Origin of the sequence: Lentzea atacamensis (assembly GCF_003269295.1) — a bacterium.
Taxonomy (GTDB): domain Bacteria; phylum Actinomycetota; class Actinomycetes; order Mycobacteriales; family Pseudonocardiaceae; genus Lentzea; species Lentzea atacamensis.
This window is the reverse complement of sequence record NZ_QLTT01000009.1, coordinates 198,894-210,882: the sequence shown is the minus strand read 5'-3', so window position 1 is coordinate 210,882 and position 11,989 is coordinate 198,894. Positions and strand designations below refer to the sequence as shown.

Annotated in this window: 13 protein-coding genes and 1 riboswitch; of the genes, 10 read left to right on the top strand and 3 right to left on the bottom strand. The window is 70.7% G+C overall.

Features of this window, described 5'->3' with window-relative positions:
• Positions 1-48 precede the first annotated feature (48 nt).
• Together C8D87_RS46335 and C8D87_RS34245 are read left to right on the top strand one after the other, a co-directional pair.
• The gene (locus C8D87_RS46335; RefSeq protein WP_170166688.1) at positions 49-219 is read left to right on the top strand and encodes a hypothetical protein; all 171 of its coding nucleotides are present in this window, start codon (positions 49-51) and stop codon (positions 217-219) included.
• 15 nt (positions 220-234) lie between these two features.
• On the top strand, positions 235-1,137 hold the full coding sequence (locus C8D87_RS34245) for an RICIN domain-containing protein (protein ID WP_146771950.1): 903 nt from the start codon (positions 235-237) through the stop codon (positions 1,135-1,137).
• A 3-nt stretch (positions 1,138-1,140) separates the two neighbouring features.
• On the opposite strand, the gene C8D87_RS34240 is transcribed toward C8D87_RS34245, so the two are convergent.
• Complete coding sequence (locus C8D87_RS34240; RefSeq protein WP_112229870.1) at positions 1,141-1,749, bottom strand: LysE family translocator; 609 nt, start codon at positions 1,747-1,749, stop codon at positions 1,141-1,143.
• A 148-nt stretch (positions 1,750-1,897) separates the two neighbouring features.
• Between C8D87_RS34240 and C8D87_RS34235 the strand changes: the two genes are divergently transcribed.
• A complete protein-coding gene (locus C8D87_RS34235) occupies positions 1,898-2,632 on the top strand; it encodes a serine protease (RefSeq protein ID WP_233442435.1) in 735 nt (244 codons plus the stop codon).
• 13 nt (positions 2,633-2,645) lie between these two features.
• Positions 2,646-3,104 (top strand): GNAT family N-acetyltransferase, encoded by a 459-nt coding sequence (locus C8D87_RS34230; protein WP_233442434.1) that lies wholly within the window; start codon positions 2,646-2,648, stop codon positions 3,102-3,104.
• Here C8D87_RS34230 and C8D87_RS34225 read toward each other — a convergent pair.
• Positions 3,058-4,251: an 8-amino-7-oxononanoate synthase gene (locus C8D87_RS34225; RefSeq protein WP_233442433.1), complete on the bottom strand. Its 1,194-nt coding sequence runs from the start codon at positions 4,249-4,251 to the stop codon at positions 3,058-3,060. The two genes, C8D87_RS34230 and C8D87_RS34225, sit on opposite strands and share 47 nt — an antisense overlap.
• Positions 4,252-4,294: 43 nt before the next feature.
• Here C8D87_RS34225 and C8D87_RS34220 point away from each other — a divergent pair, with 43 nt between their 5' ends.
• Positions 4,295-5,371, top strand: a complete 1,077-nt coding sequence (locus C8D87_RS34220; RefSeq protein ID WP_215732572.1) for a cytochrome P450 family protein — start codon at positions 4,295-4,297, stop codon at positions 5,369-5,371.
• Here the strand turns inward: C8D87_RS34220 and C8D87_RS34215 are convergent.
• Positions 5,355-6,188, bottom strand: a complete 834-nt coding sequence (locus C8D87_RS34215) for a quinone oxidoreductase family protein (protein ID WP_233442432.1) — start codon at positions 6,186-6,188, stop codon at positions 5,355-5,357. The genes C8D87_RS34220 and C8D87_RS34215 overlap by 17 nt on opposite strands.
• 79 nt (positions 6,189-6,267) lie before the next feature.
• On the opposite strand from C8D87_RS34215, the gene C8D87_RS34210 reads away from it, so the two are divergent.
• The 5 genes from C8D87_RS34210 (at position 6,268) to C8D87_RS34190 (ending at position 11,985) form a co-directional block, all read left to right on the top strand.
• A complete protein-coding gene (locus C8D87_RS34210; protein ID WP_233439300.1) occupies positions 6,268-6,774 on the top strand; it encodes a helix-turn-helix domain-containing protein in 507 nt (168 codons plus the stop codon).
• Positions 6,775-6,778: 4 nt separating this feature from the next.
• Positions 6,779-7,744 (top strand): threonine aldolase family protein, encoded by a 966-nt coding sequence (locus tag C8D87_RS34205; RefSeq protein ID WP_211337216.1) that lies wholly within the window; start codon positions 6,779-6,781, stop codon positions 7,742-7,744.
• 166 nt (positions 7,745-7,910) lie between these two features.
• A riboswitch (cobalamin riboswitch) is annotated at positions 7,911-8,043 on the top strand.
• 40 nt (positions 8,044-8,083) lie between these two features.
• A complete protein-coding gene (locus C8D87_RS34200) occupies positions 8,084-9,985 on the top strand; it encodes a putative cobaltochelatase (RefSeq protein WP_112229862.1) in 1,902 nt (633 codons plus the stop codon).
• 12 nt (positions 9,986-9,997) lie between these two features.
• Positions 9,998-10,612, top strand: coding sequence for a cob(I)yrinic acid a,c-diamide adenosyltransferase (cobO, locus tag C8D87_RS34195; protein ID WP_109633893.1), 615 nt, complete (start codon positions 9,998-10,000; stop codon positions 10,610-10,612).
• The gene (locus C8D87_RS34190) at positions 10,609-11,985 is read left to right on the top strand and encodes a cobyrinate a,c-diamide synthase (RefSeq protein ID WP_112230077.1); all 1,377 of its coding nucleotides are present in this window, start codon (positions 10,609-10,611) and stop codon (positions 11,983-11,985) included. Before cobO ends, C8D87_RS34190 begins: the two co-directional genes overlap by 4 nt.
• Positions 11,986-11,989 lie beyond the last annotated feature (4 nt).

Here is an 11,989-nt window from a genome sequence, read left to right as displayed (position 1 = left end):
TGAAGGCGTGGTCATCACGATCAACGACCGCAGGCGCGTTACGAGTTCGTGGACGACATGGCCATCTACCCGTCCATGGACATGGACCTGATCCCCGTGTCGCACAGCGTCTTCGCGGCCACCGGCGCCGGTTCGTCGTTCCAGGACGACTTCATGCCTGTCGTCTTCGCGAACGGCTACTGCTACATCGGAATGCGCGCCGCTCCCAAGATCAGCTGACTACCCTGCAGGAGTATGACTGGTAGATCATTGGGTGTCGCCGCCGCCATCGCGGCCGCGATCACCCTGGGGGCAATGACCACGGTTCCCGCGAGCGCCGAGCCCGCCGGGAACACGATCATCGAGTTGAAGAACGTGGCACGGGGCCAGTGCATGACGGCGAGCACGATCGACCCGTTCCTGGTCGAGATGGCCGGCTGCACCGGTGCGGCGAACCAGCGGTGGGAGCGGGTACCCGCGGCGGGCAACCAGTTCTTCCTGCGCAACGTCGCCGACCGGAAGTGCATCCGCGGCGAAGGGTCCCTGACCGGCGAGGAGTGCGACGACACCGACCGGCACCAGCGCTGGGAGCTGGCGCCGGACCCGTCCGGGGCGGTGAAGCTGAAGGTGGCCGTCGCATGGCCCTGGTACGCCGACACGTCCTGGTACGACAGCGAGTTCAACTTCGGGATCATCACAGAGGACTCGCAGGACAGTGACCATCAGCGGTGGCTGGTGGCCGAAGCAGGCCGCATGCCGGTCCTGCCCGACACCACCGGCGCCCTGGTGACGCTGGAGAGCTCGCAGAAGTTCGGGCGCTGCCCCAACGGCGTCGCGACGGGTGACTGCCCAGGCTCGGCGTTCCAGCGGGTCGAGCTCGGCGGTGGCGTGATCGGGCTGCGCACCCCGACGGGCTGTCTGCGTGCGGCGCCGGACCAGCACTACGACAACGTGGTCGACCTGCGCGGGGACTGCGCCGCGGCCGACACGACGCAGCAGTGGCGGCTGGAAGGGCCCGACGCGTTCGGCGGGTACCGGCTTCGCAACGTCGACAGGGGCAGGTACCTCATGCCCCTCGTCGACCGCATCGGGCACTTCCCGGAGGGACTCTTCGGCAAGGCGCCGCAGATGAGCAGGTGGATCTTCCACCTCGCCTGAGGCTCAGACCACGAGCCCGACCGACATGGTGAGGAAGACGGCCGCGCACACCGCGTCGAGCGCGGTCGTCACACCAGGTCGCTTGAGCCGGCCCGCCACGCGCGAGGCCGCCAGCACGATCATCAGCTCCCACACCGCCGCGAGCGCGAGGAACAGCACGGCCAGCATCGCGAGCTGCGGTGCCGGTTCACCCGATCCGATGAACTGTGGCAGGAACGCCAGCGAGAACAGGATCATCTTCGGGTTCGTGATGTTGGTCAGGAAGCCCTGGCGGAACGGCCGGTCGCTCATGACCTCCTCCGGCTCGTCGCCGGAGCGCCGCAGCAGCCCGCGTGTGATGGAAACCGCCAGGTAGAGCAGGTAGGCGGCACCGATCCAGCGCAGCGTCGTGAGCACCACGGGGTACTGCGCGAGCACCACGCCGAGACCCGAGATCACCAGCGCGACCTGGACGGCCGCCGCCGAGTGGATGCCCGCCAGCGCGAGCAGGCCGGAGCGGGTGCCGGACCGCAGTGACGTGCGCAGCAACAGGAACGCGTCAACACCGGGGGTCACGATGACGACCGCGCACGCGATGAGGAAGGCCGGAACCTGGCCGAAGTCGAACAACACCGTACATACCCCCGTGATCTGCGCCACTGACCGCAAAATCTCCGGCCAGATGGGACACTAACACGAGAATCTCCTGTTTTGACGCCGTCCTAGCGTGGTCGCTACGGTTGGTGACCAATCGTCCACCTGGTGCAACGGGGAGTGGTCCGTGAGGGGTAAGCGGTTTGCCGTGCTCGCGGCGGTGATCGCGCTGGTCAGCGGTGCGTCGACGGCTGATGCGATCGTCGGGGGGACACCCGCGCGGGTGGCGGACACCCCGTGGGTTGTGGCGATCACCACCCCTGATGGTCAGCTGATCTGCGGCGGCGCGCTCGTGGCCGCGGACAAGGTCGTGACGGCCGCGCACTGCGCGACGCTGAAGGGAGTGATGAGCAGGAACCAGCGCCCGGCCGAGCAGCTGCGCGTGGTCGCCGGCCGCACGGACCTGCGGGTGAAGACCGACGGCACCGAGGCCGCGGTGGCGGACGTGTGGCGGCACCCCGGCTTCCGCGAGGTCACGAAGGGCGACGACGTGGCGGTGCTGACGCTCGCCCGCCCGTTGCCGTACCGGACGATCGCGCTCGGCGACGCCGGTGACGAGGGCACGGTGCTCGGCTGGGGCCGCACGGCCGAGAACACCCCGCCCGCCATGACGCTGCGCAAGGTGACGGTGCCGATCCTGTCCGACTCCGAGTGCGTCCTGAAGGAGCCGGACTACCGGCCGGGCGGGATGCTCTGCGCCGGCCGCGGCGGCAGGGACGCGTGCACCGGCGACTCGGGCGGGCCGCTGGTCGTGCGCGGCAGGCTCGCGGGCGTCGTGTCGTTCGGACGCGGGTGCGCACGGGCAGATGAACCCGGTGTCTACACCCGTCTCGCTCACTACCGGTCGACGCTGGGCTTCTGATATCCAAGGTCTGGTGCGAACCACACCGTTTCCGGCGACCCTGCGCCGGCAGTGGGGACTCGACCTGAGTCCCTCCCAGCTCTACGCGATCCTGCGGCTGCGTCAGGACGTGTTCGTCGTGGAGCAGAACTCGGTCTACTGCGACGTGGACGGCCGCGACCTCGACCAGGGCACGCGGCACTTCTGGCTGGAAGCTGAAGGGTCGCACGATCCGCTCGCGTACCTGCGGCTGCTCGAGGAGCCCGACGGGACGTTCCGCATCGGACGCGTCGCCACCGCACGCATGGCACGTGGCCGTGGCTTCAGCCGCAGGCTCATGCAGGCGGCGTTGGTCGACGTCGGCAACGCGCCGTGTGTGCTCGACGCGCAGACGTACGTCGTGGACTTCTACGCGTCGTTCGGCTTCGTGCCCGAAGGTGCGGAGTTCATCGAGGACGGGATTCCACACCTGCGGATGCGGCGCACTCCCTGATCACGCGCACCGCGCGTTCGATGTCGGCCTCGGTCAGATCGGCGCGCGCGGTGAGCCGCAGCCTGCTGATCTGGTCCGGCACCGACGGCGGCCGGAAGCAGCCGACGATCACGCCGTTGGTGCGGCAGTTCTCGGCCCACTGGAAGGCCTGGTCCGGGCTCGGTGCCCGCACGCTGACGACGGCCGCCGTGGGCGTGCTGACCTGGAAACCGGCTTCCTTCAGGCGGTTGCTCAGCTCATGCGCCACGGTGAGCGCGCGCTCGGGGCGGTCCGGTTCCTCGCGCAGGACCTTGATGGCCGCCAGCGCCGCCGCCGCACTGCTCGGCGCGAGGCCGGTGTCGAAGATGAACGTGCGCGCGGTGTCGATCAGGTGCCTGATCACCCGGCTCGGGCCGAGCACCGCTCCGCCCTGAGCGCCGAGCGACTTGCTCAGCGTCAGCGTCGTGATCACGTCCGGCGCTTTGATGATGCCCGCCTCCGCGACCGCGCCGCGGCCGCCGGGCCCGACCACGCCGAGGCCGTGCGCGTCGTCCACGACGAGCGCGGCACCGGTCGCGCGGCAGGCTTCGTGCAGTTCGCCGAGCGGCGCGATGTCGCCGTCGACGCTGAAGACCGAGTCCGTGACGACGATCGCCCGCCGCTTGCCGCGGGTCTCGAGCGCGTGGCGGACCTTGCCGACGTCGCAGTGGTCCGCGACGACGACGTCCGCCTTGGACAGGCGCGTGCCGTCGATGAGCGACGCGTGGATGTGCTGGTCGGCGACGATCGCCGTGCCGGGGCCGGTGAGCGCGGTGATCGCGCCGAGGTTCGCCGCGTACCCGCTGCTGAACACCAGTGCCGACTGCGCGCCGCAGAAGTTCGCGAGCTCGTACTCCAGCTCGGCGTGCAGCTCGGTGGAGCCCGTGACCAGGCGCGAACCCGTCGAGCCCGCACCCCACTTGAGCGTGGCGGCGGCCGCGGCACCCGCGACGCGCTTGTCCTTGGCGAGGCCCAGGTAGTCGTTGCTGGCGAGGTCGAGGTCCGTCGAGCCGGCCTGGCGCGGACGCACCCGCCGGGTCAGGCCTGCCTTGGCACGCGCCTCAGAGCGGACGTCGATCCAGTCGAACGTCGACTCACCACCACTGGAAATACCCTCAGTTGTGCTCACCGTCACCGGCTGAGTCTCCCATCCGCCGACTAGCGTGCCGCTCGTGGACCTGTTCACCTTCACGCGTGCCGAGCTCACCTCGCCGGTGCAGTTCTGCGACGGCCGCTGGGTGGTGTCGGACTACGACGACGTGCGCGCGGTTCTCGCCGATCCCGTGACGTTTCTGCCTGACAACGCCCTGACCGCGGTGACCCCGGTCGCGCCTGCCGCGTTGCGCGCCCTCGTGAGGGCCCGCTTCTCGTTGCCGCCGACCCTCGCGAACAACGGGTCGGCGTCGCACGCGGGTCTGCGGCGCCTGGTCGCGTCGTTCTTCACGCCCGCCCGTGTCGCCGCTGCGGAGCCTCGCATCCGTGCCCTGGTTCTGGAACGGCTGGGTGGCTCAGATCTCAGCCGAAATGATCTTGTCGGTGACCTCGCGTGGGATCTGCCGGCCATCGTGCTGATGGAGCTGCTCGGCCTGGAGAACGTCGACATCCCGACGTTGAAGCGGTGGAGTTCGGGGTCGCTGGAGTTCTTCTGGGGCAACATCTCCCGTGAGCGGCAGCTGGAGCTGGTCGACGACGTCGGCGACTTCCACCAGTGGCTGATCAAGCGCTACCACGCGCGGGACGGCGAGCTGTTCTGCGCGCTCGCCGACGCCGGCGTGTCCGCGGAGGACTCCGCGGGCCTCTGCTACTTCCTGCTGATCGCGGGCCAGGAGACGACGACCCAGCTGCTTTCCACGGCTCTGCGGCGCGCGTTGCAGGACCGTTCGCTGTGGGCCCGGCTGCCGGAGCCCGGCGTCGCCGAGTCGTTCGTCGAGGACGTGCTGCGGACCGACACGCCCGTGGTGACCTGGCGGCGGCTGACCGCTCGTGAGGTGGTGCTGTCCGGGGTGCGCGTGCCTGCCGGTGCCGAGCTCGTGTTGTTGTTGAGCGGCAAGGAAAGCGATCCGCGGCACCTGGCTTTCGGCTACGGCCGCCACTTCTGCCTCGGCGCCGGGCTGGCTCGGCTGGAGGCGGCCGTGGTGCTGCGGACCGTCGCTGCTCACGAGCCTTCGCTGCGGCTGACCGGCGAGGATCCCGAGTGGCTCAACCTGCTGTCGTTCCGGGCGCCGAAGTCGGTCACGGTCGCGCGATGAGCTTGCCCTTCGTGGTGCGGGCTTCGAGCGCCCTGTGCGCTTCGGCGATCTCGTCGAGCCGGTAGACGTCCCCGAGGACCGGCTTCAGGTTCAGCCCGAGCACCTCCTCGGGCGTGGTGTTCCGGGGCAGCCCCATCACCGCGACGCCCTTGCGGAAGATGTCGCTCGCCGTGACGTCCAGCGGCTCGCCACTGGCGTACCCGAACACGACCATCCGCCCGACGCCGTCCTTGAGCAGCTCGAACGCGCGTCTGCCGACCTCGCCGCCGATCGACTCGAACGCCACGTCCACCGGCTCCAGGCCGTCCCAGTCGTAGCCGATGCCACCCTTGCTGGACGCCTGCAGCACCGTCGCTCCCGCCCGTTCCGCGAGCTGCACCAGCAGCGTGCCGACACCGCCGGACGCCGCCTCCACCAGCACCCGGTCACCGGGCTGGATTCGCACCGCCTTGGTCGCGGCCACCGCGGTGGTGCCCTGCAGCAGGAGGGCGAGGGCCTCGTGGTCGCTGACGTCACCGGGCACGTCGATCGGGTTCTCGATCACCGCTTTCGTGGCGTAGGCGCCGTCGCGCGGCACGCCCATGACCCGGCGGCCGTCCTCCGTGACGCCGACGACCTCCGAGCCCAGGACCGCGGGCAGGCTCGGCCCCGGATACCACGGGAACAGCTCACGCCCCTTGCCACGCCGGATGACGGTCTCGCCGTAGTTGAGCCCGATCGCGGTGACGTCGACCAGCGTGTCGCCTGCGGGGTCCGGCACCTCCTCGACCCGCAACACCTCGGGGCCGCCGAACTCGTGGAACCGCACTGCCTTCATCGTCTTCCTCCCAATAAGCGGACCGTCGGTCCGGTTGCTACTGTACGGACTACCGGTCCGCTTAAGTCGAGGAGAACCGTTGGAACGCGCCGACGCCGCCCGCAACCGAGCCGCGCTCCTGGCGGCCGCCACCGAGCTGATCCGCGAGCGCGGCATCGACGCCGTCTCGATCGACGACGTGGCCGCGGCAGCCGGTGTCGGAAAGGGCACGGTGTTCCGCAGGTTCGGCGACAAGGCGGGCCTGATCCAGGCCGTGGTGGACTCCACGGCGGCGTCGTGGATCAAGGTCGCCTCGCTGGAGTGCCGCACCGCCGCGGAGTTCGCAGGCCAGCTGTTCGATCACGTGCTGGCGTCGTTGCCGCTGGTCATCGCCGTCGAACGGACTTCGGTGCGCAGCTGCGAGGGCAACTTCAGGCTCACCGTGGACCGCCTGGCCAGGCTGGTCGGTTCCACCTTCAACGCGCACGCGCTGCTGGCCGTGCTTCGCGGCGAGCAGATCGCGTTCCTGCTCGACCAGGGCATGACCGCGGCCGAGATCCGGGCGGGTGTTGTCTCACTCGCGGACACGCTGGCCGCTGAGGTTTGATGCCGTGGTGTTGAACCGTCAGCTCTCCGGAGTACGCAAGCGAACCCTGCTGGAAGAGCTCGGCCCGGTGCCGGACGTCGAGCCCGACCGCTACGGCGACGGAGGCCCGGTGGCGGCGCTGGAGGAGCGGGTCGCGCAACTGCTGGGCACCGAGGCCGCGCTGTTCGTGCCGACCGGCACGATGGCCCAGCAGATCGCGCTGAAGTGCTGGGCCGACCGCACGCACAACCCGATCGTGGCGATGCACCCGCAGGCGCACCCGCTGAACCACGAGGACGACGCGCTGACGGTCCTCTCGGGCCTGCGCCCGATCAAAGTGCCGAACTCCGAGGTGGCCACCTGCCCGGAGCCGTACGGGACGCTGCTGCTGGAGGTGCCGGACCGCGAGGCCGGTTTCATCCTGCCCACCTGGGACGAGCTGACCACGCTGGTGGACCAGGCGCGCGAACGGGACGCGGTCGTGCACCTCGACGGCGCCCGCCTGTGGGAGAGCACCTTCGGCCTCGGCAAGCCGCTACCGGAGATCGCCGGCCTGTTCGACTCGGTCTACGTCTCGTTCTACAAGTCGCTCGAAGGCATGTCCGGCGCCGCGCTGGCGGGAACCCAGGACTTCGTCGACCAGGCGCGCGTCTGGCGGCACCGCTACGGAGGCATGCTGTTCCAGCAGTGGCCGGCCGCCTTGTCGGCCATGCACGGCCTGGACACCGTGCTTCCGAAGCTCGGCGCGCAGGTCGCTCACGCCAAGGTGGTCGCGGAGGCGATGGGCCTGCCGGAGCCGCACACCCACCAGTTCGCGTTCCACCTGCCGGGTGACCCGGCCAGGTTGACGGAGCTGAGCGGGAAGTTCCTCGGCTCGTTCTGGCAGGACGGGAGCCTCGCGAAGACCGAGGTCACCGTTGCCGGGCCGGCGATGGAGTGGACGGCGGACGAGGTGCGGGAGGCTTGGGCGGAGTTTCAGAGCCTGCTCTGACCGTCGCTCCCGCCGTGTGCCGGCAGTCGGATGCACTTGGCGGCGGATGCAAGCGTTTGCTGATCACCCCATCCACTGCCGACCCGGCGATCGGGGCCGAAACCCGGCCCGTCCGCCTGCCGGAGTCACTTCTCGGGGCGACGTAACTCACCTGGCTGTTGGACCGGCAGGTGCGAAGTGCGACGATGCCGGGGCTGTGAGGGGAGCGCGAGGAAGCCGGTGTGAATCCGGCGCCGTGCCCGCGACTGTGACCGGACCCCGCTCCGGGAGTCAGGAACTCGTCCCCCTCTTCAACCACCGACCACGGGCGTGGACACCCGAGGAAGGACTTTGCCGAGCATGTTCCCCTTTTCGGCTGTCGTCGGACATGACGACCTCCGGCTGGCCCTGCTGCTGAACGCCGTGCACCCCGGCATCGGCGGTGTTCTCGTCCGCGGCGAGAAGGGGACCGCGAAGTCGACGATCGTGCGTGCCCTGGCCGCGCTGCTGCCGGAGCTGGACGTGTCGAGGAACTGCCGCTTCGGCTGCGTTCCCGGCACCACCGACTGCCCCGACGCGCCGCACGACGGTGGCGAGCGGCGGCCCGCGAGGCTCGTCGAGCTGCCCGTCGGTGCCACCGAGGACCGGCTGGTCGGCTCGCTCGACCTGGAGAAGGCGCTGACCGAGGGCGTGCGGGCGTTCCAGCCCGGTCTGCTCGCGGCCGCGCACCGGGGCGTGCTCTACGTCGACGAGGTCAACCTGCTGCACGACCACCTCGTCGACCTGCTGCTCGACGCCGCCGCGATGGGGCGTGCGCACGTCGAGCGCGAAGGCGTGTCCGTGTCGCACCCGTCCCAGTTCCTGCTGGTCGGCACCATGAACCCCGAGGAGGGGGAGCTGCGGCCGCAGCTGCTCGACCGGTTCGGGCTGACGGTGGCGGTGAAGGCGGCGCGGGACGTCGGCGTCCGCACCGAGGTGATCAGGCGCCGGCTCGCCTACGAGGCCGACCCCGTGACGTTCGCGGCCAGGTGGGCGCAGGAGGACGTCCAGCTCAAGCAGCGGATCACCGACGCGCGCGCCAAGCTGCCCCGGGTGTCCCTTCCGGACGGTGAGCTGCGCCGGATCGCCGCCGTCTGCGCGGCTTTCGAGGTCGACGGCATGCGCGCGGACCTCGTCGTCGCCCGTGCCGCCACTGCACACGCCGCGTGGCGCGGCTCCGAGAAGGTCGAGGAAGCGGACGTCGAGGTCGCCGTCCGGCTCGCCCTGCCGCACCGGCGCCGCCGCGACCCGTTCGACGAGCCCGGCATCGAAGAGCAGCAGCTCGAGGACGCCATGCGGCAGGCGGCCGAGCACGCCGAGGAACCCGACGGCCCGGACGACGACGGCCCCGGCGGCGGTGAGCTGCCTGAACCGCAGGAAGGCCCGGCCGGCAACGGGAACGCGCCCAACGACCGCCCGGCTCCGGAACCCGCCCCTGCGTTCAAGGCGCGGCTGCTGGAGGTTCCCGGCGTCGGTGAAGGCGCGCCCGGCAAGCGGTCCAGGGCCCGCGCCCGCACCGGCCGGGTCGTCCGATCGTCCAAAGTGGACGGAAGCGGTCTGCACCTCGCCGACACCCTCACCAACGCGGCCCCGCACCAGCAGGCGCGCGGCCGCAGCGGTCCAGGACTCCTGCTGACCGCCGCGGACCTCCGCAAGGCGGTCCGCGAGGGCAAGGAGTCCAACCTCATCCTGTTCGTCGTCGACGCCTCCGGCTCGATGGCCGCGCGCCAGCGGATGTCCGCGGTGAGCGGTGCGGTCGTGTCGCTGCTGCGGGACGCCTACCAGCGACGCGACAAGGTCGGCGTGATCACGTTCCGCGGCCGGGCCGCCGAGGTCGCCCTGCCGCCCACCACGTCCGTCGACGCGGCGGCGACCCGCCTGAAGAAGATGCGCACGGGCGGCAGGACCCCGCTCGCGGACGGCATCCTCAAGGCGCACAAGGTTCTTGAGATCGAACGCCTGCGCGACCCGCGGAAACGCCCGCTGGTCGTCCTGCTCACCGACGGCAGGGCGACGTCGAGCGGACTCGGCGGCGACCCGACCAAGGACGCGCTGAAAGCGGCAGGGCTGCTCGAACAGACCGCGGTCGTCGTCGTGGACTGCGAACAGGGCCACATCCGCCTCGGCCTCGCGCAGAAGATCGCGGAGGCGTTGCAGGGCACCTGCGTCCGCCTCGACCAGCTCAGCGCCGACCAGCTCGCCGGCGTCGTCCGCGCCGCGTAAGGAGAAACCCAAGTGCCACAGGGACAGCCCACCGAAGTGCCGAAGGACGGCCTGACGACGCGGCAGCGTCGCAACCGGCCGTTGCTCATGCTGCACACCGGTGACATGAAGGGGAAGTCGACGTCGGCGTTCGGCATGGCGTTGCGCGGCTGGAACCAGGGCTGGGACATCGGCGTGTTCCAGTTCGTGAAGTCCGCCAAGTGGAAGGTCGGCGAGGAGTCCGCGTTCAAGGCGCTCGGCAGGCTGCACGACGAGACCGGTGAGGGCGGCGCCGTCGAGTGGCACAAGATGGGCGAGGGCTGGTCCTGGTCCCGCAAGCAGGGCACCGAGTCCGACCACGCCGCCGCGGCGCTCGAGGGCTGGCAGGAGATCGCCCGCAGGCTCGAGTCGGAACGCCACGGCTTCTACGTGCTCGACGAGTTCACGTATCCGCTGCACTGGGGCTGGATCGACGTCGACGAGGTGGTGAACACCCTGGTCAACCGCCCCGGCCACCAGCACGTCGTGATCACCGGCCGGTACGCGCCGCAGCAGCTGGTCGACGCCGCCGACCTCGTGGTCGAGATGACCAAGGTGAAGCACCCGATGGACGCCGGGCAGAAGGGCCAGCGGGGGATCGAGTGGTGAACAGGCTGGTCGTCGCCGCTCCCGCCTCGGGCAGTGGCAAGACGACCGTCGCGACGGGCCTCATGGCCGCGTTGCGCCGCGCCGGGTCGCGGGTCGCTCCGTTCAAGGTCGGCCCCGACTACATCGACCCCGGCTACCACTCGCTGGCCACCGGGCGGCCGGGGCGCAACCTCGACCCGGTCCTGGTCGGCGAGCACCGGATCCCCGGCCTGTTCGCGCACGGCGCCAAGGGGTGCGACATCGCCGTGGTCGAGGGCGTCATGGGGCTGTTCGACGGCCGCGTCGACACCGCTGGCGTCGGCTCGACCGCGCACGTCGCCAAGCTGATCAACGCGCCGGTGCTGTTCGTGGTGGACGCGCGGGGCCAGAGCCGGTCGCTCGCGGCGCTGCTGCACGGCTTCCGCGGCTACGACCCGACGGTCCGGCTCGGCGGCGTGATCCTCAACCAGGTCGGGTCGGAACGGCACGAGCAGGTGCTCAGGTCTGCCTGTGACGAGGTCGGCCTCGACGTGCTCGGAGTGCTGCCGCGCGATCCGCAGTTCTCCTTGCCCTCCAGGCACTTGGGGCTCGTGACGGCGGCGGAGCACGGCCCGGAGGCGATCACCGCCGTCGACGCGATCGCCGCCGCCGTGGCCAAGCACATCGACCTGGACGCAGTGCGCGCGCTCGCGTCGTCTGTGCCGTCGATGGCCGTGGCCGCGTGGGAGCCGCAGGTCGAAGCGGTGACCGGCGAGCCGTTGATCGCGGTCGCGGGTGGAGCGGCCTTCACGTTCGGCTACGCGGAACACGTCGAGGTGCTCAAAGCGGCAGGTGCGGCCGTGGCCGTCGTCGATCCGCTCAACGACGAGGATCTGCCGGAAGGAACCGCAGGTCTTGTGCTGCCGGGCGGGTTCCCGGAGCAGCACGCGGAAGCGTTGTCCGCCAACGCGAAGTTGCGCGAGGCCGTGGCCGGGTTCGCTCGATCGGGCGCGCCGGTCCACGCCGAGTGCGGCGGGCTGCTCTACCTCGCGAGATCACTCGACGGGCACCCGATGTGCGGCGTGCTCGACGCCGACGGGTTCATGACCCCGAAGCTGACCCTGGGCTACCGGGACGCCGTCGCGTCCACCAGTTCGCCGCTGCACCCGCCCGGCAGCCGCGTGACCGGCCACGAGTTCCACCGGACCCAGCTGTCCACACCGCACTCGACGCCACCCGCGTGGCACTGGCGCGGCGTCGACTCCCGGCCCGTCACGGAGGGTTTCGTGGCCGGGGGAGTGCACGCTTCGTACCTCCACACGCACCCCGCAGGTGATCCGGAAGCCGTAGCCCGGTTCGTGCGGGCCTGCCACCCGTTCGTGGCACGGGCGGGAGGCGGTACGGTCTTCGCCTAAGCCT